This is a genomic window from Streptomyces sp. NPDC005784 (genome assembly GCF_042871525.1).
GTDB lineage: Bacteria > Actinomycetota > Actinomycetes > Streptomycetales > Streptomycetaceae > Streptomyces.
The window spans coordinates 1-20,913 of the sequence record NZ_JBIAIQ010000041.1 but is presented as its reverse complement, the minus strand read 5'-3'; the positions used below and the strand labels follow the sequence as shown (position 1 = coordinate 20,913).

At 71.6% G+C, this 20,913-nt stretch carries 16 protein-coding genes; 15 read left to right on the top strand and 1 reads right to left on the bottom strand.

The features are described 5' to 3' along the window. Positions 1-462 precede the first annotated feature (462 nt). A complete protein-coding gene (locus tag ACFYR3_RS38130) occupies positions 463-4,545 on the bottom strand; it encodes a discoidin domain-containing protein (protein ID WP_389286627.1) in 4,083 nt (1,360 codons plus the stop codon). A 278-nt stretch (positions 4,546-4,823) separates the two neighbouring features. Here ACFYR3_RS38130 and ACFYR3_RS38125 point away from each other — a divergent pair, with 278 nt between their 5' ends. From ACFYR3_RS38125 to ACFYR3_RS38055, 15 genes are all read left to right on the top strand, one after another. Continuing rightward, positions 4,824-6,962, top strand: a complete 2,139-nt coding sequence (locus tag ACFYR3_RS38125; RefSeq protein WP_389286625.1) for a glycoside hydrolase family 27 protein — start codon at positions 4,824-4,826, stop codon at positions 6,960-6,962. 35 nt (positions 6,963-6,997) lie between these two features. Beyond that, positions 6,998-8,281: an extracellular solute-binding protein gene (locus ACFYR3_RS38120; protein WP_355857878.1), complete on the top strand. Its 1,284-nt coding sequence runs from the start codon at positions 6,998-7,000 to the stop codon at positions 8,279-8,281. Position 8,282: 1 nt separating this feature from the next. Next, a complete protein-coding gene (locus ACFYR3_RS38115; RefSeq protein WP_355857876.1) occupies positions 8,283-9,224 on the top strand; it encodes a sugar ABC transporter permease in 942 nt (313 codons plus the stop codon). Next, positions 9,224-10,087, top strand: coding sequence for a carbohydrate ABC transporter permease (locus tag ACFYR3_RS38110; protein WP_355857873.1), 864 nt, complete (start codon positions 9,224-9,226; stop codon positions 10,085-10,087). The genes ACFYR3_RS38115 and ACFYR3_RS38110 overlap by 1 nt, the downstream gene beginning before the upstream one ends. After that, on the top strand, positions 10,084-12,189 hold the full coding sequence (locus ACFYR3_RS38105) for an alpha-galactosidase (protein ID WP_389286622.1): 2,106 nt from the start codon (positions 10,084-10,086) through the stop codon (positions 12,187-12,189). The genes ACFYR3_RS38110 and ACFYR3_RS38105 overlap by 4 nt, the downstream gene beginning before the upstream one ends. Positions 12,190-12,255: 66 nt before the next feature. Continuing rightward, a complete protein-coding gene (locus ACFYR3_RS38100) occupies positions 12,256-13,029 on the top strand; it encodes an SDR family NAD(P)-dependent oxidoreductase (RefSeq protein WP_389286620.1) in 774 nt (257 codons plus the stop codon). A gap of 31 nt (positions 13,030-13,060) precedes the next feature. Then, positions 13,061-13,798: a FadR/GntR family transcriptional regulator gene (locus ACFYR3_RS38095; protein WP_356784820.1), complete on the top strand. Its 738-nt coding sequence runs from the start codon at positions 13,061-13,063 to the stop codon at positions 13,796-13,798. Continuing rightward, on the top strand, positions 13,795-14,940 hold the full coding sequence (gene dgoD / locus ACFYR3_RS38090; RefSeq protein ID WP_389286618.1) for a galactonate dehydratase: 1,146 nt from the start codon (positions 13,795-13,797) through the stop codon (positions 14,938-14,940). The genes ACFYR3_RS38095 and dgoD overlap by 4 nt, the downstream gene beginning before the upstream one ends. Then, a complete protein-coding gene (locus ACFYR3_RS38085) occupies positions 14,937-15,755 on the top strand; it encodes a hypothetical protein (protein WP_389286667.1) in 819 nt (272 codons plus the stop codon). Before dgoD ends, ACFYR3_RS38085 begins: the two co-directional genes overlap by 4 nt. 31 nt (positions 15,756-15,786) lie before the next feature. Continuing rightward, complete coding sequence (locus ACFYR3_RS38080) at positions 15,787-16,419, top strand: bifunctional 4-hydroxy-2-oxoglutarate aldolase/2-dehydro-3-deoxy-phosphogluconate aldolase (RefSeq protein WP_355852086.1); 633 nt, start codon at positions 15,787-15,789, stop codon at positions 16,417-16,419. After that, the gene (locus ACFYR3_RS38075; protein ID WP_389286616.1) at positions 16,416-17,312 is read left to right on the top strand and encodes an SMP-30/gluconolactonase/LRE family protein; all 897 of its coding nucleotides are present in this window, start codon (positions 16,416-16,418) and stop codon (positions 17,310-17,312) included. Before ACFYR3_RS38080 ends, ACFYR3_RS38075 begins: the two co-directional genes overlap by 4 nt. Next, on the top strand, positions 17,309-18,358 hold the full coding sequence (locus tag ACFYR3_RS38070; RefSeq protein WP_355852092.1) for a sugar kinase: 1,050 nt from the start codon (positions 17,309-17,311) through the stop codon (positions 18,356-18,358). Before ACFYR3_RS38075 ends, ACFYR3_RS38070 begins: the two co-directional genes overlap by 4 nt. 811 nt (positions 18,359-19,169) lie before the next feature. Further along, positions 19,170-19,373, top strand: a complete 204-nt coding sequence (locus ACFYR3_RS38065) for a hypothetical protein (protein WP_355852095.1) — start codon at positions 19,170-19,172, stop codon at positions 19,371-19,373. Beyond that, positions 19,370-19,762, top strand: a complete 393-nt coding sequence (locus ACFYR3_RS38060; protein ID WP_356784812.1) for a hypothetical protein — start codon at positions 19,370-19,372, stop codon at positions 19,760-19,762. The genes ACFYR3_RS38065 and ACFYR3_RS38060 overlap by 4 nt, the downstream gene beginning before the upstream one ends. 270 nt (positions 19,763-20,032) lie before the next feature. Next, positions 20,033-20,500, top strand: coding sequence for a hypothetical protein (locus ACFYR3_RS38055; RefSeq protein ID WP_389286614.1), 468 nt, complete (start codon positions 20,033-20,035; stop codon positions 20,498-20,500). The last annotated feature ends 413 nt before the right edge of the window (positions 20,501-20,913 follow it).

Sequence of the window (20,913 nt, the reverse complement as noted above, 5' to 3'; positions counted from 1 at the left end):
GCGAGATCCGCGCGGCGTGCGGCACACCCTGGCCGTCGTGCTCGCCCTCACCGCGTGTGCGGTACCGACCGGGGCAAGGTCACTGCCGGCGGCCGACGACCTGCGCCAACCCGCACCCCCGGGAACCCGGCAGCCGATCCGACACCACGCGCTGCATGCCCGGCGGCCGACCACACCCGGGCGCTGCAGGACGTGGCCGGCTGGGACCGACGGCAAGGTGTACGGCGGCGAGGGGTCGGTACGGGGATCCATGGCGTGGATCGGTCACGGGTGCCCGTCCCCAACTACGCGCCGGGCACGCCGTACGACCCGGCACCTGCCGGCGCGGGAAGATCACGTTCGGCGTGGAGAAGGGGACCCGGGTGGGAGAAGCCGGAGAGGTGGTCGGGACCGTCGACCGGCTGTGCCCGGGCCGCGACATCGCCCATGCGCCACACGGCCAGGTCTCACGAGCCAGGTGGGTCAGTGCTGTGCGACCGCGGACACCACAGGCGCGTTGTAGGCCTCCACCCGCAGTTCCGGCCTGCCCGAGTGGAGCGCCTTTGTCGGCCAGGACAGTGTGAGCGTGCGGGACTCCCCGGGAAGCAGCCACAGGTAATTGTCGCTGTACAGGGTCGGCAGCACCCGCTCACCGGTCGCGGAGTCGATGAGCGAGACGCGCACCATCGCCGCGACCGCCCCGCCCTTGTTGCGCAGTCGCGCGGTGAGTTCGCCGCGGTTGCCGGAGCGGTCCGTGCCGGTGACCTCGGCGGACAGTCCGGTCCGGTCGGCGCGGTTCAGCGCCTGCATGGCCTGGGCGTCGCGGTGGCGCCAGTAGGTGTTCTCGGCCAGCAGGCTGCCGTTCGAGTCCTTCAGGCGCAGCCGCAGCAGATGGAAGTCCGGCAGGTCGTTCGTCCAGCCCGCGGTGAACGCGTCCGTCGTGGCCGACGGAGCGATGTCGACGGACTTTTGCTGCCGCGCGGCCACTTCGCGCCCGGACAGGTCGAGGAACGTCGCGGTCACCGTGGCTCGGCTGACCCGGTTCGGGGTGTGGTTGACCGCGATCACCCGGCCGTCCCGCGGATCGGCCTGGACATGCAGGGCCTCGTTGGCCTTGCGGGCGCCGTAGTAGGCGCCGTTGACGTCGAAGTCGTAGTCGTACGTCTGCCAGACGGTGCTGTACCAGGCGGGGTGCGACATCCACAGCATCAGACCGGTCGCGTCGTCCCACAGCTTCGCGTTCCAGGCCTCGAACATGGCCCGGAAGTTCTCGTAGTTGACGAACTGCGCCTTGCGGCAGAAGTCGTCGAGGTCCTTGGCCGTGCCGAGCCGCGCCTCGACGGCCGCCATGTAGTTCTGCGGAGCCTGGTTACCCCGCGTGCTCCAGTCGTGGTGGTACCAGGCGTCGCTCACGGGCCACTCGGGCTCGCCGCCGACGAGCCGGCGCATGGTCTCCGCCGTCGGAAGGACGGGCATGCCTATTTCCGTGTGGAAGCCGAAACTGCCGCTGCCGTAGGTCCCCGGCGAGTAGTACTTCTCCGGCTCCACCCAGCCGTAGGGACCGCCACCGGTGACGATGCCGCCTGCCGAGTTGTTCTGGTACAGCACGTCCGGTGCTTCGGCCCGCACTGCCTTGCGCATGCCCTCGTCGACCGGTCCGGGTGGGTTGCCCTCGTTGGCGCCGCACCACACCACGACGCAGGGGTGGATGCGGTAGCGCCGCACGGTGTCCTGCGCGGCGTCGAGGAACAGCCGGTGGTTCGGCGGGTCCATGCCCCATGCGTTGGGGAAGTCGTTCCACACGAGCAGGCCGTGTTCGTCACAACTGGCGAAGAACTCCTCGCGGTTGCTGCACCCGACCCAGTTACGGATCATGGTGAAGTTCATGTCGCGGTGCATCCGCACGGCCGCGTCCATCCGCTCGGCGGGCATCCGGCGCAGCAGTTCGTCCCAGCCCCAGTTGCCGCCGCGGCAGAAGACGCGGACGCCGTTGACGCTGATCTTGAGCGGTTCGACGGAGTTGTCGACGGAGGTGACGTCCGTCCACTTCTCGCCGTCGTCCGACACCTGGATGGTGTACGTCCGCGCGTACGCCTGTTCCCAGGTGATCGCCACCCGGTCGAACCGGACCGACGAACCGAGGTCGACCTGGATCCACTGCTCGTCCTCGTAGGCCGAGGCCCAGCGGGTGTCGGGGTTGCCGTCGACGGCGTTCGCCGGCCCGTTGGAGTCCTGCTCGACGGATGACGCGGTGGCCTTCTTGCGAAGGGCGAGGTCGGCGTCGGCGGCGGTGCTGTCCACGACCGCCAGGCCCCACATCGACGAACCCCAACTGGTGGCCCGCGTGCGGCAGAACACCCGCACGTAGCGCGCCGTCTGCGCCGCGAAGTCCACGTTCTGCAGGCTCGCCGCGCCCGAGGTGTGGAACGGCAGCGGAACCGCCGTGTTGTCCACGGCCTTCGCGTCGGTCCACTTCTCGCCGTCGTCGGACACCTGGACCGTGTATGTCCGCGCGTACGCCTGCTCCCAGGTGAGGACCACCCGGTCGAACGAGAGGGAGGAGCCCAGGTCGACCTGGACCCACTGCTCGTCCTGGAACGCGGAGGACCAGCGGGTGCCGGGGTCGCCGTCCGTGACGTTGCCGGCTCCGTTGGAGTCGGTGTCGACCGTGGAGGCGGTGGCCGGCTTGTGCAGCGCGAGGTCGGTGTCGGGCGCCGCGCTCTCGGCGACGCTCAGGCTCCACAGGGAGGAACCCCACTCCGTGGCCCGGGTGTGGCACGCGACGCGCACGTAACGGGCCTTCAGCCGGGTGAAGTCCACCGTCTGCGCGTATGCGTCGCTGCCCGTCCGGAAGACCAGCGGGAGCTGGTACTCGTAGCCGAACTGGCGGATACCGAACCGCGTGGTGCGCTGGTCGCTCTCCTCGCCGTCGACCGTCGCGGCCAGTGTCAGCCTGTGCAGCGCCGGCTCGCCGTAGCCGTTGGGCCACCACAGCCTCGGGTTGCGCAGCCGGAGTCGGGGGTGGTCCGCCGGGCTGAAGACGACGTCGGCGCTCTGCCCGCCGGGGACCGTGACCGTTCTGGTCACGCGCACCTCGCCGAAGGCGGCGGAGACGGTGACGCGCCTGCTGTCCGCGTCGGCGTTGCGCACCGGAACGGTGATTGTCAGTTCGGCCGCCCGGGTGTCCGGCAGGTCCGGGAGCCGGGACTCCACACGCGGGTCGCCGATCACGGCCGCGCCGGTGGAGCGCAGCCGTACGTGGTTCCAGATGCCGGCCGCCCGGTCCCGCACTGCGGGCATCCAGTCCCAGCCCGAAGAGGCCAGATACGTGGGCGAGTTGCGGTTCATGGTGTTCGCGCCCGCGTCGACGAAGGCAAGACCCGACGGGCCCTTGTCGCCGGGGCTGCCGGGCACCGGCATCGGGCTGATCTTCACGGCGAGGGCTTGGTCGCTTTCCGTGAGCAGCTTCGTCACGTCGAAGGCACCCCGGGCGAACGGGCTCGTGACGGTGCCCACCTCGGAGCCGTTGAGCCAGACCTCGGCCTGGTGGTTGATGCCGTCGAACTCCAGCCAGACGTGCCGGCCGGGTCCCGTGCGCAGGCCCCCCGGCAGCTTGAACGCGCGGCGGTACCACCAGGAGTGGCGGGAGAGGGCCTCGGGGATGTGCAGGTTGTTGAACCCGGCCACGGGATCGGGCAGGTGACCGCGGTCCACGAGGGAGGTGAGGACCGTGCCGGGAACTGTCGCGGGCAGCCATCTGCTGGTGTCCACCGTCGGACGGGACAGCTCGGCGCCGTCCTTGCCCGCCCAGTCGTCCATCGTCAGGTCCCAGCCGGCCTCCAGCGACACGGTGCCGTCCGCACCGGCCCGCAGCGCCGGAGGCGTGCGGTGGTGGGTGCCCCAGTCGGTCCAGCCGGTGACGGACGGCCGCGCGGTGCGGCAGGTCCCGTACACCTGCAGGCCGTTGAGCCCCACGGGGTTCGCGTTGGACCGCCTGTTGACGGTCATGCGTACCCAGCGGGCGGTGACGGGCTTCTGGAACGGGATCTCCATCACCCCGCCCTTGCCCGAGTCGGTGCGGAATGCGGCCGTCCACGTGCGGTTGTCACGGGACGTCTCGACGACGAAGCCGGTCGCGCAACTGGACAGGATCTCCTGGCCGTTGGTGTCCAGGCGCGGGTTGCCGCTGGGCGAGTCGACGTACGGGGGATCGTCGAGCGTGGCCTCGAAGGTGAGCCGCAGCGATTCCACCTCGCACAGTGCCTGGAGGTCGACGGAGATCCACTGGGGGTCGCCGACCGCGGCGCGCCAGCCCGAGTTCTTCACACCGGCACCGGTCAGGCCGTCGACGGCGAACTCGGCCGGAGTGGGGGCGTAGTCGGTGGAGGACACCGACACCGGTCGGTTGGCCGCGAGTTCACCCCGGCTGGAAACAGTGCCCGGCCGACCGGTGCCGACCGCGGCGGCGGCAGCGGGCAGGGCCATGCCGACGCCGAATCCGGCGAGCAGGGTGGACCCGGCGGAGAGAACGTCACGCCGGGAAGGAAGGGAGGGCTGATTCGACATGAACCTTGGCTCCGATCAGGGATGTCGAAAGACGGGCGCTCGACTCGATGAGGGATGACAACGTTGCCAGCGCCATGACAACGTTGCCGAACACTGCCCCCGCGTACGCGCCCTGTCAAGGTTTCCCGTAGATGCCGGACGGCCTCTTCTCCTAAATTAGTAATTAATATTGACAAGGTTTCGGCCGCGGTCCAAAGTCGTCGCCGTGACGCCGAGGCCCCCGGCCCAGTGCGGCCCGTGTCACGCCCCTACTGCTTCCCAACCCCCGGGAGTGGCACGTGACTTCGCAAGCACCCGCACCGAGGCCCGGACTCCGCCGCCTCACCCGCCGTGGCGTCGCCGCCGCCGTCATGGTGGTCGTCGCCGCGACCACGGCACCCTCCGCCTCCGCCACCGCTTCCGCCTCCCAGGACCAGGGCGCGCCCGCCTTCTACGACAGCGGACTCGCCCCCACTCCCTACATGGGCTGGAACACCTACTACGGGCTGGGCGCGCCCACCGAGAAGGAGGTCCGCTCCGTCGCCGACAAGCTGGTCAGCAGCGGCCTGCGGGACAGCGGCTACGACATCGTCTGGCTCGACGGCGGCTGGCAGGCCGACAACCCCCGTGACGCGCAGGGCCAGTTGGTCGCCAGCCCCGAGCGCTTCCCCTCGGGCATCCCCGCCCTCGTCTCGTATCTGCACCAGCGCGGCCTGCGTGCGGGCATCTACACCGACGCCGGCACGTACGACGGCGGGAAGAGCTGCGGACTGGGCAGCCGCGGCCACTACGACGCCGACGCACGGCAGTTCGCCGGCTGGAGGATCGACGCCATCAAGGCCGACTTCCTCTGCGGCATCGGCGCGAAGCTCGACCCCGGCCCCGCGTTCAAGGAACTCAGCGACGCGGTCGCGAAGTCCGGCCGCCGCATGCTGCTGAACCTGTGCAACCCGCTCACCGACGACTGGAGCCTGCCCCACACCCCCGGGCAGGACGCCCACAACACCTTCGTCTACGCACCGGCCATCGCCGACTCCTGGCGCACCGGCACCGACATCGCCTGGGGCACGCCGACCCCGGGGGAGTGGCCCAACATCCTGCGCAACATGGACGCCAACGCCTGGCACCCCGAGGCACAGGGCCCCGGCCACTGGAACGACCCCGACTACCTCATCCCCATGCGCCCGACGTCCGACGGCACACCGGAGCTGACCGAGGAGGAGTCCACCACCCAGTTCGTGATGTGGGCCGAGATGGCCTCCCCGCTCGTCCTCGGCTCCGACCCGCGCACCCTGGACGCGTCGATGCTCGCCACCCTGCGCAACCCGGAGATCATCGCCGTCGACCAGGACCCCCTCGGCATCCAGGGCGTCCAGGCCGCCGCCGACGTGTACAGCAAGGTCCTCTCGGGCCGGGGCAAGCGCGCGGTCGTCCTGCTCAACCGGTCCGACAAGCCGGCCCAGCGCACCGTACGCTTCGCCGACACTGCCCTCGGCGGACCCGTCGTCGTGCGCGACCTGCGCGCCCGTGCCGACCGCGGCGTCCACACCGACTCCTACACGGTCGAAGTGCCCGCCCATGGAACCGCGTTCCTCAAGCTCACCGGCGCGGACGCGCTGCCCGGTACCGGCCTGGGGGAGCGGACCACCGCCGACCCCGCTCTCGCGCGCTCCGGTGACACCGTGCACACCTTCCTGCGCGGGCCCCACGGCACGCTGGTCCAGCACACGGACACCGGCCGCGGTGCACCGCGCACCCGGGACCTCGGCGGTCCGGTGAAGGGCGGCATCCTCGGCCAGCCCGCCGCCCACGCTTCCGCCGGTGGCCGTATCGACGTCTTCGTGCGCGGCGCCGACTCCCGTGTCTACCGGCGGGTCTACGCGGGTGGCCACTGGGGCGAATGGCAGAGCCTGGGCGGACGGATCGGCGACGCGCCGTCGGTGGCGTTCACCGACCCCGGCCACTGGACACTCGTCGCCCGTGACGGCGAAGGCCGGATCGTGCAGCGCGGCCCGTCCTCCAGCTGGTCCTCGCTCGGCACCCCCGACGGCCGTGTGACGTCCGGCAGACCGTCCGCGGCAGTCGACTCCACCGGCCGGGTGCACGTCGCCGTGCGGACCGCGTCGGACGACATCTGGACCCTCTCCCGGGACATCTCGGGCCAGTGGTCGGTGTGGAGCGCGCTCGGCGGCACGGTCAGCGGCAGCCCCACCCTCGTCACCGTCGGCGACCGGGTGCTCCTGTACGCGCGGGCCGGCGACTACACCCTCTGGCAGCAGCGGTACGAGGCGGGTGCCTGGCAGGGCTGGTCGAAGCGGCAGGAGTTCCCCAGCGCCGCGTTCGACGGGGCACTCGGAGCCGTCGCGGGTGCGAACGAGGCGGTCGACGCGGTCTACCGCGGACTCGACGGCACCGTGCACCGCATCACCTTCAAGTAGATCAGCCAATCGTCCTGACCTGGCAGGAGCCTTCCATGACCTCTCCACAGACCAGCCGGCGGCGCCTCCTCGCGGGAGCCGGCGCCGCCGGAACCGCGGCGTTGCTCAGCGGTTGCGTGACCTCCACCTCGTCCTCGTCCAAGACCTCCTCCAAGGGCGCGGTCTCCCTGCAGTCCAACCTCTCCGCGCCGCAGGCCAAGGCCGCGATGCAGGACCTGGTCGCCGCCTACAAGAAGAAGGGGAACGTCGACCTCAACACCGTCGCCGCCGAGACGTTCCGCACCCAGCTGCCGACGTACCTCACCTCCGCCAACCCGCCGGACGTCTACACCTGGTACCCCGGCTCGGTCGCGGACGCGTACGCCCGCAAGAACCTCCTGCTCGGACTGGACGAGGTGTGGACCTCGCCCGACCTGCAGCGCTACTCCAAGGCCCTGCACACACTGTGCACCTCCAGCAGCGGCAAGAAGGTCTTCGTGCCGACCACGTACTACTGGTGGGGCATGTTCTACCGCAAGTCGAACTTCGCGAAGTGGGGCGTGAGCCCGCCCACCGACTGGAACGGCTTCCTCGACCTGTGCGACAAGCTCAAGTCCAAGGGCATCGCCCCGATCGGCCTCGGCGCGGGAGGCAACACCGCCTGGGTCGCGTCCGCCTGGTTCGACTATCTCGACATCCGCATCAACGGCGCCCAGTACCACCGTGAACTCCTCGCCGGCAAGCACCGGTTCGACGACCCGGAGGTCCACAAGGTCTTCGACCGCTGGAAGGAGGTGCTCCCGTACTTCGACCCCAACGGCACCGCCGTCGCCTTCCAGGACGCCACCACCGCCCTGCTCAACGGCCGTTCGGGAATGATGCTGATCGGCACGTTCTTCGCCGACGCGGCACCGAAGGACGCCCTGGACGACATCGACTTCTTCCGCTTCCCCGTCATCGACCCCAAGATCCCGCTCGCCGAAGAGGCCCCCACCGACGGGTACTTCGCCAGCGCCCGCTCCGGCCACCGCGAGCAGGTCTTCGACCTGCTGCGCTATCTGGCCGGCGCCCAGGCGCAGGAGATCTACCTCAAGGGCTCCTCCGGCACCGCGCTGCCGTGCCACCCCGACGCCAAGGACACCGGGACCCCGCTGGTGAAGAAGGGCCGCAAACACATCGAGGAGGCCGTCGAGATCACCCAGTTCTTCAACCGCGACTCCAGTGACGCCCTTCAGCCCACCGCGGACACCGCCCTGACCAAGTTCATCGCCAAGCCCAAGGAGATCAACAGCATCCTGACGGACTGGCAGCGCGACGCCCAGAAGATCTGGGGAGCGTGACGTGGCCGTCCTGACCACGGTCGCGCGCAAGGACCCGACCCCGGCCCCGACGCCGCCCCGCGGCCGAAGGGCCGGGGGGCCGCGCCGTACCCCTCCGCTGGTCCTGGCGTTCGTGCTCGTCCCGCTGCTGGCCGAGGCGCTCTGGGTCTTCTGGCCGGCCCTGCAGGGCTTCTACCTGGCCCTCACCAGCTGGGACGGGATCTCCGCACCGCGCTTCGTCGGCCTCGGCAACTTCCGCGAGATGATCCACGACGACACCTTCCGCACCGCGGCCGCCGACACCGTGCTGTGGCTGCTGCTGTTCGGCGGACTGTCCGCGCTGCTCGGCCTCGCCACCGCCCTGCTGCTCCAGCAGGAACGCCGCGGGGTCGGCTTCTACCGCGCCGCCCTGTTCCTGCCGGTGGTGTTCTCCCTGGTCGCCACCGCCCTCGTCTGGCAGGCGATCTACCAGCCCGACGGCGTCCTCGACCAGCTCCTCCAGGCGGTCGGCCTCGGCAGCCTGCGGCACGCCTGGCTCGCCGACCAGGACACCGCCCTGTACGCCGTCATCGTGCCCGCCCTGTGGCGGCAGATCGGCTATGTCATGGTGCTGTACCTGGCAGGCCTCAAGGGCATCGACCCGGTCCTGTACGAAGCGGCCAAGGTCGACGGGGCCGGACGCTGGCAGTGCTTGCGCCACATAACGCTGCCCCAGCTGCGCGGCGTCAACGCGGTCGTCCTGTCCGTCATCGTCATCGACTCGCTGCGCTCCTTCGACGTGGTGTGGTCCCTCACCCGCGGCGGTCCCTACCACTCCTCGGAACTGCTGAGCACCTACATGTACTCCACCGCGTTCCAGTCCCTGCGGCTCGGTTACGGCTCCGCCCTGGCTGTCGTCATCTTCCTACTGGCCTTCGGGGTGATCGCCTCCTACCTCGTGCGCGCCTTCCGGGAGGCGGACTGATGACGACTCCGCACAGCTCCTCCTCCGCTGCCGCCCTGCGCCGGCGCCGGCTGTCGACCGCCGGCTTCCACGCCGGGGCCGGGGCCCTGTCCCTGCTGTGGCTGCTGCCGATCGCCCTGGTCCTGGTCACCAGCCTGCGGTCCTTCGACGACATCGCCGCGCACGGACTGGGCAGTTGGCCCCGGTCCTTCACCCTCGGCAACTTCAAGCAGGCCTGGGTCGACGGCGGCCAGCAGCGCGCCCTCATCAACAGCCTGCTCGTGACGATCCCCTGCGTCGCGGTGACCCTCGCACTGGCCGCGATGGCCGCGTTCGCGCTCAGCCGCTACGAGATGCCCTTCCGCCGCTCCCTGCTCCTGCTCATGCTCGGCGGCAACCTGCTCCCGCCGCAGATCCTGCTCATCCCGGTGTCCAGGCTGAGCGAACTCATGGGTGTGTACGACACACTGCCCGCGCTGATCGGTGTGCAGGTCGGCTTCGGTGTCGGCTTCTACGTCTTCGTCCTGCACGGCTTCATGCGGGCCATCCCCGCCGAGATCCAGCAGGCCGCGGTGGTCGACGGAGCCGGCCCCTGGCAGATCTTCTGGCGGATCATCCTCCCCCTCACCCGTCCCGCCCTCGCCGCGCTCAGCGCCCTGTCCTTCACCTGGATCTTCAACGACCTGCTGTGGGCGATCACCGTCCTGCGCAGCGACAGCAGGATGCCCGTCACCGCCGCCCTCATCGGACTCCAGGGACAGTACGTGTCCATGTGGAACGTGATCGCCGCCGGATCCGTCATCGCCGCCGCCCCCACAGTCGCCGTCTTCCTCCGCTTCCAGCGTCACTTCGTGGCCGGACTGAACCTCGGAGCCGTGAAGTGACGTCGTACGACCGCTGGACCCTGCGTACCGAGAACACCAGCTACACCGTGCGGCTGTCCCCGGACGGGCCCTGGGCCGAACTGGACGCCTGGGGCCCGCTCGGGGTCGAGGAGGGCCCGTCGGCCCTCGACTGGTCGCACCGCACCCACTTCATCACTCCCGCCGACGCCGCCCCCGCCGAGTACCTGCCCCAGGGGCAACGGCCCTTCGCCGGCGCCGACCTGATCGCCGCCCGCCCCGGACAGGAACGCGGCGTCTGGTGGGAGTTCACCGGGGCGCAGGAGGACACCGGCGGTCTCCGGCTGACCTTCACCGACGACCTCCTCGGCCTGCGCACCACCCTGTGCTACGCCGTCGTCCCCGGCACCGACGTCCTGCACCGCTGGACCGAACTGGCCTGCACCGGCAGCCAGGAACTGCGCCTCGAACGGTTCGACTCCGGCGCCGTCAACGTGCCGGTCACCGCGGGGGCGCGGCTCACCTACCTCGCCGGCCAGTGGTCCCAGGAGTTCCAGCGAGCCCAACTCGCCCTCACCCGGGGCACCTTCACCATGGGCAGCACCCAGGGCACCCCCGGGCACGCCTACGCGCCCTGGCTCGCCGTCCAGGACCTCGCCGCGGACGACGCGCCCGCCTACGGCATCGCCCTGGAGTGGCCCGGCAACTGGCACATCACCGCGCAGGCCGAAGCCGGCGGCGCCGTCCGGGTCCGCGCCGGGCGCGTGCCCCACGAGGGCGCCGTCCTCCTCGCGCCCGGCGAGACCCTCACCACACCACGCCTCGCCTGCGCGTTCAGCGCGGACGGACTCGACGGCCTGTCCCGCGTATGGCACCGCTACGAGCGCCACCTCGCCGGAGCGCGGCTGCACCGCCCCCGCAAGGTCCTCTACAACTCCTGGGAGGCGACCGGCTTCGACGTCGACGCGGCCGGACAGCTCGAACTCGCCAAGTCCGCAGCCGACATCGGCATCGAGCTGTTCGTCGTGGACGACGGCTGGTTCACAGGCCGCGCGGACGACACCGCCGGCCTCGGCGACTGGCACCCCGATCCGGCTGCCTTCCCGGGGGGCTTCGGCCGGTTCGTCGAGGACGTCCGCGCCCTCGGCATGGACTTCGGCCTGTGGATCGAACCCGAGGCCGTCAGCCCCGGCAGCCGGCTGTTGGCCGAACACCCCGACTGGGCCTACCGGATCGACGGCCGCCCCGCCCGCCTGGTCCGCAACCAACTGCTCCTGGACCTCGGCCGCGCGGACGTCCAGGACTTCGTCATCGCCACCCTGGACCGGCTGCTCACCGAACACCGCGTCGACTACCTCAAGTGGGACATGAACAGGCCCCCCACCGAACGAGGCCGGCCCGGCGACACCCCCGCCGAACGCCTCGACCTGGACGCCGCCCACGTCCACGGATACCTGCGCGTCCTCGACCACCTGCGCACCGCCCACCCCCACGTGAGTGTCGAGGGCTGCGCCGGCGGCGGAGGCCGGATCGACCACACGACCCTCGCCCGCACCGACGTCGTCTGGCCCAGCGACAACACCGCACCCCTGGACCGGCTCGCCATCCAGTACGGCTTCCTGCACGCCCATGCCCCGCACGTGATGAGCTCCTGGGTCACCGACGCCCCCGGAATCTTCGATCCCCGCCCGCGCAGCCTCGCCTTCCGCTTCGTCACCGCGATGTGCGGAGTCCTCGGCGTCGGCGCCGACCTGCGCACCTGGTCCCCGCAGCGCCGTGCCGAGGCCGGCGGGTGGATCGCCCGCTACAAGGACATACGGGACGTGATCCACCATGGCGAGGCCCACCTGCTCGGCAGCCCGGACGACGCCACCTGCGGAGTCCAGTACGACGGCACGGACGGCCGGACCGTCGTCGCCGCCCTGAACACCGGACGCCTGGACGGCGCGCCCCTCGTACCCGGACGTCCCGCCCGCCTGCGCCCGCGCGGCCTCGACCCCGGCGCCGGCTACCGCGACGCGGCCTCCGGCACCACCTACGGCGGCGCCCACCTCCTGCACTACGGGCTGCCGTTCGCGTGGACCGCGGACCACGACGCCGAACTGGTCGTCCTGACCCGGCACCCGGGCCCGCGACCGGCATAGATTCGACCCGTCCAGCCCCACGGACCCGCACTCCGTGCCCGACCCGCGAAGGAGCCGTACCCCACGATGGACCAGCCCGCACGACGCGGCGATGCCCGCTTCACCGGCCGCACGGCCGTGGTCACCGGAGCCGCATCCGGCATCGGAGCCGCCACCGCGGCACGCCTCGCCCAGGAGGGAGCCGCCGTCGTGCTCGCCGACATCGACCAGGAGCGGGGCCGCGGCGTGACGGAGGGGATCACCGGCGACGGGGGCAGGGCCCGCTTCGTCACGGCCGACGTCGCCGCCGAGGACGACTGGAGCCGCATCATCGCCGCCGCCCACTCCTTCGGACCGGTCGACGTCTTGGTCTCCAACGCCTACACCGTCGACGTCCACCCCGCCCACGAACTCTCCCTCGCCTCCTGGCACCGCCAGCTCGACGTCAACCTCACCGCCGGCTTCCTCGGCGTCCGCGCCGTCCTGCCCGACCTGCGCGACCGGGGCGGCGCGGTCGTTCTCGCCTCGTCCGTCCACGCCCACAAGGGCATCCCCGGACATCCCGCCTACGCCGCGTCCAAGGGCGCCCTGCTGTCCCTGTGCGGCCAGCTCGCCGTCGAGTACGGGCCCGAGGTCCGCGTCAACGCCGTCCTGCCGGGGCCGATCCGCACGGCCGCCTGGGACCGCGTGCCGCCCGAGGACCGCGCGCGCAGCGTCGCCGAGACGGCGGCCCGCCGTTTCGGCACTCCCGACGAAGTGGCCGCGGCCATCGCGTTCCTCGGCTCCGACGAGGCCTCCTACATCACCGGGTCGCACCTCCTCGTCGACGGCGGCTGGAGCGTCCTGAAAGCCTCCGCATGACCGCGCCCCGATCACCGAAAGGCCGTACGACATGACGCCCTACGCCCGCCGCGGCGTGCACGGTCAGACCGTGGAATTCCTCGCCCGCCGCATCCTCGGCGGCGAGATCCCCGAGGGGGCCACGCTCGACCTCGTGGCGCTGCAGCGGGAGCTGGACGTCAGCCTCACCGCGCTGCGCGAGTCGCTCAAGGTCCTCGCCGCCAAGGGCATGGTCGACGCCCGTCAGAAACGCGGCACGTTCGTGCGCGACCGCTCCGACTGGAACCTGCTCGACGCCGACGTGCTGCGCTGGCAGATCCAGGCCGCCGGCTCCACCGAGGCCGACCGCGGGCTGCTGCGCAACCTGGCCGAGGTGCGCGCCATCGTCGAACCGGCCGCCGTCCGGCTGGCCGCCGAACGCCGGACCGACGCCGACCTCGCGGCCCTGGAGGACGCCCTGACGGCGATGGGGGAGCACGGCACCGGCGCCGCCCACGCCGTCGAGTCCGACCTCGCCTTCCACCGTGCCTTGCTCGCCGCCACCCACAACGAACTCCTGGAACGCATGGAGGTGGTGATCGAGTCAGGACTCGCCCACCGCGACCGCATCGTGCACAGCTCCCCTCACAGCGAGGACCCCGTGCCTGCCCACCGCGCCGTCCTGGACGCCGTACGCGACCGGGACCCGCGGGCCGCCGAGGCGGCCATGCGCGCCCTGCTCGACCAGGCCGGACGCGACCTGGACCGGATCGACGGGCCCGACGACACGAAAGGCACCGGTGGCCGGTGAAGATCACACGCGTCGAAACCTTCCTCATTCCGCCGCGCTGGCTGTTCTGCCGCGTGGAGACCGACGAAGGTGTGGCGGGCTGGGGCGAACCCGTCGTCGAGGGCCGCGCCGAGGTGGTCAGGGCCGCCGTCGACGTCCTCGCCGAATACCTCCTCGGACAGGACCCGCTCCGTATCCAGGACCACTGGCAGGTCCTCACCAAGGGTGGCTTCTACCGCGGCGGCCCGGTCCTGTCCAGCGCCGTCGCCGGACTCGACCAGGCCCTGTGGGACATCGCGGGCAAGACCTACGGTGCCCCCGTGCACGCCCTGCTCGGCGGCCCCGTACGCGACCGGGTCCGCGTCTACGCCTGGGTCGGCGGCGACGAACCCGCCGAACTCACCGAGCAGATCACCGCGCAGGTGGAGGCGGGATTCACCGCGGTGAAGATGAACGGCGCCGGACGTGTCGGGCCGGCCGCCACCATGGCCGAGACCGCGGCGGTCGTCGCCCGCGTGGCGGCGGCCCGCGACGTCCTCGGGCCCGATCGCGACGTCGCCGTCGACTTCCACGGCCGGTTCACCGCCGCCAATGCCCGCCGCGTCCTGAACGAACTCGCCCCCCTGCACCCCCTGTTCGTCGAGGAGCCGGTCGTCCCCGAGCAGAACCACCTGCTGCCCGGTCTCGTCGCCATGAGCCCGGTGCCGCTGGCCACCGGCGAACGCCTCTACTCCCGCGCCGAGTTCCTCGCCCCACTGACCGCCGGAATCGCCGTCGCCCAGCCCGACCTGTCGCACGCCGGAGGCATCTCCGAGGTCCACCGCATCGCCTCCCTCGCCGAGACCTACGGCGCCCACCTCGCCCCGCACTGTCCGCTCGGGCCGATCGCCCTCGCGGCCAGCCTGCAAGTCGCCTTCGCCACACCGAACTTCCTCATCCAGGAGCAGAGCCGGGGCATCCACTACAACAAGGACGCCGACCTGCTCTCCTACGTCGTCGACCCCGAACCCTTCCGGTTCGTCGACGGGTACGCAGCGCGCGGGACCGCGCCCGGCCTCGGTGTCACCGTCGACGAGGCCGCCGTCCGCGCAGCCGACCGCGCCGGGCACGCCTGGCGCAACCCCGTGTGGCGGCACCCCGACGGCACGTTCGCGGAGTGGTGACCGTGCCGCTGGACATCGTCACCGACCCCGTCCACGGCGGCCGTTGGACCTCCCTCGCGGCACCCGGCCGCGAGTGGCTCTGGCACCGCCCCGACCCGAAGCGCCGCCAGGCCGCCCCCGGTGCGGCGTTCGTGGACGCGGGCGGCCTGGAGGAGTGCGTCCCGACCGTCCGCGGCACGCCGGACCACGGGGATGTCTGGTCCCGGCCCTGGATCCGAACCGGCGCCACCGAGTCCGTCCGCTGCGAGGAGTTCACCCTCCGCCGCACGATCCGCGCCACCGCCGACGGGGCCGAGGCCGACTACGTCCTCGCCGCCGATCCAGGCTTCCGCTTCGTCTGGGCCGCACACGCCCTGCTCGACCTGTCGGCCGACGCCACCCTGCACCTGCCCGACGGCGCGCCCACCCGCCTGTTCCCGGAGGCCGCCGCACTCGTCGACCGGCCCTGGCCGGACGGCGCCGCCTGGATCAGCGGCGCCTGGCCCGCTCCCTGCGGAGTGCCGCTGGACCGGCTCGGCCCCGACGACGGCACCGCGGTGGGGGCCGTCGTCGACGCCCGGCAGGCCTGCGTCCACGACGGCCCCCACCGCCTCGACCTCGCCGTGCACGCCGAAGGGCAGCCGGTCTCGGTCGCCCTGTGGCGCAACCTCGGCGGCTTCCCCCGGCACGGCCCCTACCGCAGCACCGGCGTCGAACCGATGCTCGGCCGGGTCTTCGACCTGGCCGAGGCCCGCCCCGGCGACGCCGCCCGCGTCCCCGCCTCCGGGGAGGTGCACTGGCGCCTCACCCTCAGCACCGCCTGCCACTGCACCTGAACACCGCGGCCGGGAAAGGGAGTTGCCTTCCGTGGATCTGCAAGCAGCCCTGGCCTCACGCCGATTGCTGGCCATCGTGCGCGGACGCGACGCGGACGCCGCGCTGCGCACGGTGCTGGCCCTCGCCGAAGAGGGCATCGACCTCATCGAGGTGTCCCTGAGCGCAGAGGACGCCCTCACCGTCATCGAGCGGGCCCGGCACGCCCTCGGCCCGGACGCACTGCTGGGCGCCGGGACGGTCCTGAGCACCGACGACGCCCGCGCCGCACACCGCGCGGGAGCCGCCTTCGTGGTGACACCCGGACTCGGCGACGGCGTCCGCGCGGCCCGGGACCTGGGTCTGCCCGTCCTCGCGGGAGTCCTGACCCCGACCGACGTCATCGCCGCCCGCACGCTCGGAGTCGAGGCACTGAAACTCTTCCCCGCCGCGCCCTTCGGGGGAGCGGACTATCTGAAGGCGTTGCGCGGTCCCTTCCCGGACGCGTCCTTCGTTCCCGTCGGCGGAATCGACGCCCTCGCTGCCCACGCCTGCCTCACGGCCGGCGCGATCGCGGTCGGTGTCGGCTCGCCCCTGGTCGGCGACGCCGCCGACGGAGGCAGCGTCGCCGCGCTCCGCGACCGGGCCCGCGCCTACCGTGCCATCGCAGAGGAGCCCGGACGATGAGCACCCCCGCGTACACCCCCCGCCCCGACCGCCTGGAACTCGGGGAGGGAGTCCGCTGGACGGGTCAGGAGGTCGTCCTCGTCGACCTCCTCCTGGGCCGCCTGCTCAAGGCACTGGAGGATCCGGCCGCCCCCTTGGAACCGCTGGCCCAACTGCCCTTCCCGATCGGTGCGGTGGCCCCGGTGGCCGGGCGCCCCGGCACCTGGATCGCCGCCGCGGACACCGGGGTCTGCCTGCTGACGCCCGGCGCGACCACCTGGCTCGCCCGGCCCGAGGACGGTGCGACACGCCGCATGCGCATGAACGACGCGGTCGCCGACCCCTCCGGCCGTTTCTGGGCCGGCAGCATGGGCTACGACGCCGACGAGGACGCCGGTTCGCTGTACCGGGTCGACCACGACGGCACCGTCGTCCGGGTCCTGGACGGCATCACCATCCCGAACGGGCCCGCCTTCACCCCCGACGGCAAGGGCATGTACCTGGCCGACACCGCCCGCGGAGTCATCCGGCGTCACCCGGTCGACCCGGACACCGGCGCCCTCGGCACGCCCGAGGTGTTCGCCTCGGTGGACGACGGCAGCCCCGATGGCATGACGGTCGACAGCGCGGGCGCCCTGTGGGCCGCCGTATGGGGGACCGGCACCGTACGCCGCTACCTCGCGGACGGCACTCCCGACCGCGTCCTGCGGCTGCCCGCGAGCCGGCCCGCCGGAGTGTGCCTGGAGCACGACGTCCTGCACATCACCACCGCCCGGCTGGGCCTCGCCGACCCGCGGCCCGAGGACGGTGCCGTGTTCTCCGTCCGCGTGGACGTGCCCGGTACGCCGACGCCGGCGTTCCGTCTCCACGACACGGCGACCGTGCCGCCGCTTTTGCCCGGGGAGCCCGCATGACCGTGCAATGGCGGCCCGCTCCCGGTCCCGTCGTGTGCGTCGGGGAGACGATGGCGGCCCTGGCCCCCGACCCGTCCGGCCCGCTGGAGGACGCCGAGCACCTGCGCCTGACGGTGGCCGGGGCCGAGTCGAACGTTGCGATGTACCTGGCCGACCACGGCATACCGGTGGCCTGGCTCTCCGCCCTCGGCGACGACGCGCCCGGCCGGCGCGTCCGTGCCGCCGTCGCGGCCGCCGGCGTCGACGTCACCCACGTCCGCACCGATCCGGACCGCCCGACCGGCCTGCTCCTCAAGGACCCCCACCGGACCGGAACACGCGTCCACTACTACCGGTCCGGGTCCGCGGCCTCCGCCCTCGGCCCCGGCCTGCTGGACACCGAACCCGTACGCACCGCCTCTGTCCTGCACGTCAGCGGGATCACCCCGGCCCTGTCCCCCTCCTGCCGGGACCTGGTGACCCGGGCGCTCGGCACCCCGCCCGCCGAACGGCCGTACACCGTGAGCTTCGACGTCAACCACCGCCCTGCCCTGTGGCGTGACGGCACGGCAGGTACCGTCCTGCGCGGCCTCGCCGACCGCGCGGACGTCGTCTTCGTCGGCCTGGACGAGGCGCAGGACCTGTGGGGCGCCGACCTGACGGCCATCGGTGTGCGGGAGTTGCTGCCGCACCCGCGGATCGTCGTCGTCAAGGACGGCGCCGACTGCGCGACCGCCGCCGTACTGAACGGGGAAGTCATCGCGGTTCCGGCGCTGCGCACGCCGGTGGTCGAACCCGTCGGCGCCGGCGACGCCTTCGCCGCGGGCTTCCTGGCCGGTCTGCTCCGCGGCGGGACCACGACGCGCGCCCTGCGCCTCGGCCACATCACGGCCGTCTCCGCCCTGAAGGTGACGGGGGACCACGGGCCGCTGCCCGACGCCAGGGCCGTGCGGCGGCTCCTCGCGCTGTCCGCCGAGGAGTGGACACGGGTGGCCCGCGTCGAGGACGGCCACCGCGAGGAGGCCCGCCCGATCGGTGAGCCACCGGCTTCGGGACGAGAGCGGTGAGCGCGCCGATGGCGGGACAGGCGAAGGGCCCGCTCCGGTGAAGGCTCCTGAGCCGAGCGTGCACCGATGCCGATGCCGATGCCGATGCCGATGCCGATGCCGATGCCGATGCCGATGCCGATGAGGCGCTGCGCAGGATGATCGGGACCCCACGTCAGCCCCCGAAGAACTTACGGGCTCGACCACTAAGCCGTGGGACAACCCCTGATCTGTGCTGATCTCGGGGAAATTGCGCGGTGGGCCGTGGGCGGGTCGGCAGCGTCGCGGCCGTGCTGAGTGCCGACGAGCGATGGCGAACCTGCGCGATTGGGACCGGACCCGCTGACGCGGCGCCGGCTACTACCTCAACCACCTTTCTACTGGCGTCAGTTCGGGGGATTTCGTCTGCCCGCTCCGCCCAGCCGGGTACCGATGGTGCCCGTCTGCGTTGATCGAGTGGGGTGGGAGGGGCCGATGGCCACGCGGATGTTCTCGGATGAGGAACAGGAGGGCTTACGGACCTTCCCGGCGGTCGGCAAGGTCGAGCTGATCCGCTACTTCACCCTCACCCCGGCCGACCAGGGGGCAGTGCACAGGCGCCCGCCCGTCGCGTCCTGGTTCGGTGCACTGGAGCTCCGGCGGCTGATCAGCAGCCGGGTCCATGCCCTGCGCGGCCGGGTCGTCAAGCTGGGGCAGCGCCTTCACGCCGGATCTGTAGTCCACTGGGCGGAGAGTGAAGGGGTGCCCGGCCTTGCGTCCCGGGCAGTCTCCGGCACGCTTCCGCCCACACTGCCTCTAGCGCTGCCTCCACTCATGCCTCTACAGTGGGTTCATGCCCAAGATTTCCGTTGACCTCAGCCCTGAAGAACTGGAACGTCTGAACGACTACGCCAAGGCCAAGGGCGTCTCGACCCGCTCCCTCGCGCACAGGGTGCTCGTGGCCGAGGTGGACCGGGCCGCGTTCCTGGACGCTGCGCGCGGCGCTTACTCCGTGGCGCTGGCCGCAGTCGAGGACGCTCCGGAAGGCCTTCGGTGAGCCCGATCGTCTACGTGGATCCCGGGTGGCTGCTCACGGTCCAGTCCGAGGCTGCGCCTCCCAACGTGGACATCAGCGATTGGGGGGCCCTGCACTGGACGGGCACCGCCCACCGTTACGAGCAGATCGCGGGCTCTCCGTACTACGAGGAGCCGGAGGTGCGTGCTGCGACGTTCTTCTACCTCGCGCTCACGCTGAAGCCGTTCGCCGACTACAACCTGGTCATCGGCTGGTCGGCCGCCCAGGCGTACATGCAGCTCTCCGGCCGACCGGTAGCCCCGGAGTCCAAGGCGCTGTGGGCCCTGGCCGGGGAGATCCGCGCCGGGGAGGCAGGGCTGAGGGACACCGCGGCGGCCATCCGTTTGTGGCGCACCGGCCCCGAAGGCTGACTGGTCCCGGCGCACGCCGCCGGACCGTCTTGTGTCGGCTGCTTCGCAGCGGCCCCCGGTCGTCCAGTGCCATGCTGTGACGGCGGTGATCATCTTTCAGGAGCGCTGTCCGCTGTCAGGTGCGCCTTTGCCCAGGCTTCACACGCTGGCAGCCGGATACTGCAACGGCGGGGGCGCCCCGGCCGGCCTCCAACGTCCCTGGTGTCTGACCGGGACGGTTCACCGGGGTCGGTACGCTGCGCCCGGCTGCGGTGGACGAGGAGGTCGGGCATGACGCGGAAACCGTCGATGGACGAGGCCGTGGGACTGCTTGAGGGCGAACTGGGGTCAGGGCAGCGAGCGCTTGACGATCTGGTCACGGAAGACCTCTGGCTTGGCTTCCTCCGCTTCGGCCGACGGCTGTTCGACGTCCCGAACACACCCGACGTTGACGGTCTTCTGTTCCAGTACGGGACCCACGCGTTCGACGGTCCTCCCGCGTTCACGCTGGACCTCACGCGGCAGTTCGAGATCTCCGACAGTGACGGTGATCACGACCAATACGTGCAGGTCCACTGCGAGCTCAAATACGAACTCGCACCCGCGTTGGAGGCTCTCGGAAGCTTCGACTCGTGGTTCTTCCACGATGCCGGAGACGATCTCGAAGTGTGGGCTCAAGGACTGACCGAGCGAGCAGCCTGGGCAACGATCCACAGACTCAAGCCGACCGAGGTCACCGTGTATCAGGAGCAGGTGTAGTCGTTCAGGCCGTCATCGTGGTGGGACGCCCTCCCCCATCGGACACCCGTTCACGGCGAAGCTCCTCGACGACGAGGGCCCATCGTGCCTCGAGCAGGCGCTCATCATGTGAGAGCGCGCCCTCGAAGGCGAGCGCCCGTCGGTGCCGTGCCCGTCGCTCATCATGACAAGCCGCCAACTGGCCGCAGAGATGAGGCGCCGGTACGCATCCGAGCCTGCCGATCAGGGTCACCTCGCGCAGCTTCAATGACCTCGGACAGGTCGTACCTGGCTTCCTGCCACAGTGACTCACCGTATCGGGCAGCGTCGACATCCTGGGGGGGGGTGCCCCTATCTGTTTCGTCAACCCTGGCGTGGGTGGTCCGTAAGGGTTCGTGCTGGTTTTCGGGAGCGTCCCGCGAAGCGGGACGCTC

Bases quoted from the DNA above. Each gene is read 5' to 3' on its own strand.
- ACFYR3_RS38075 (WP_389286616.1), top strand. From the start codon at position 16,416: ATGAGCACCCCCGCGTACACCCCCCGCCCCGACCGCCTGGAACTCGGG.
- ACFYR3_RS38120 (WP_355857878.1), top strand. From the start codon at position 6,998: ATGACCTCTCCACAGACCAGCCGGCGGCGCCTCCTCGCGGGAGCCGGC.
- ACFYR3_RS38130 (WP_389286627.1), bottom strand. From the start codon at position 4,545: ATGTCGAATCAGCCCTCCCTTCCTTCCCGGCGTGACGTTCTCTCCGCC.
- ACFYR3_RS38095 (WP_356784820.1), top strand. From the start codon at position 13,061: ATGACGCCCTACGCCCGCCGCGGCGTGCACGGTCAGACCGTGGAATTC.
- ACFYR3_RS38100 (WP_389286620.1), top strand. From the start codon at position 12,256: ATGGACCAGCCCGCACGACGCGGCGATGCCCGCTTCACCGGCCGCACG.
- ACFYR3_RS38070 (WP_355852092.1), top strand. From the start codon at position 17,309: ATGACCGTGCAATGGCGGCCCGCTCCCGGTCCCGTCGTGTGCGTCGGG.
- ACFYR3_RS38110 (WP_355857873.1), top strand. From the start codon at position 9,224: ATGACGACTCCGCACAGCTCCTCCTCCGCTGCCGCCCTGCGCCGGCGC.
- ACFYR3_RS38065 (WP_355852095.1), top strand. From the start codon at position 19,170: ATGCCCAAGATTTCCGTTGACCTCAGCCCTGAAGAACTGGAACGTCTG.
- ACFYR3_RS38055 (WP_389286614.1), top strand. From the start codon at position 20,033: ATGACGCGGAAACCGTCGATGGACGAGGCCGTGGGACTGCTTGAGGGC.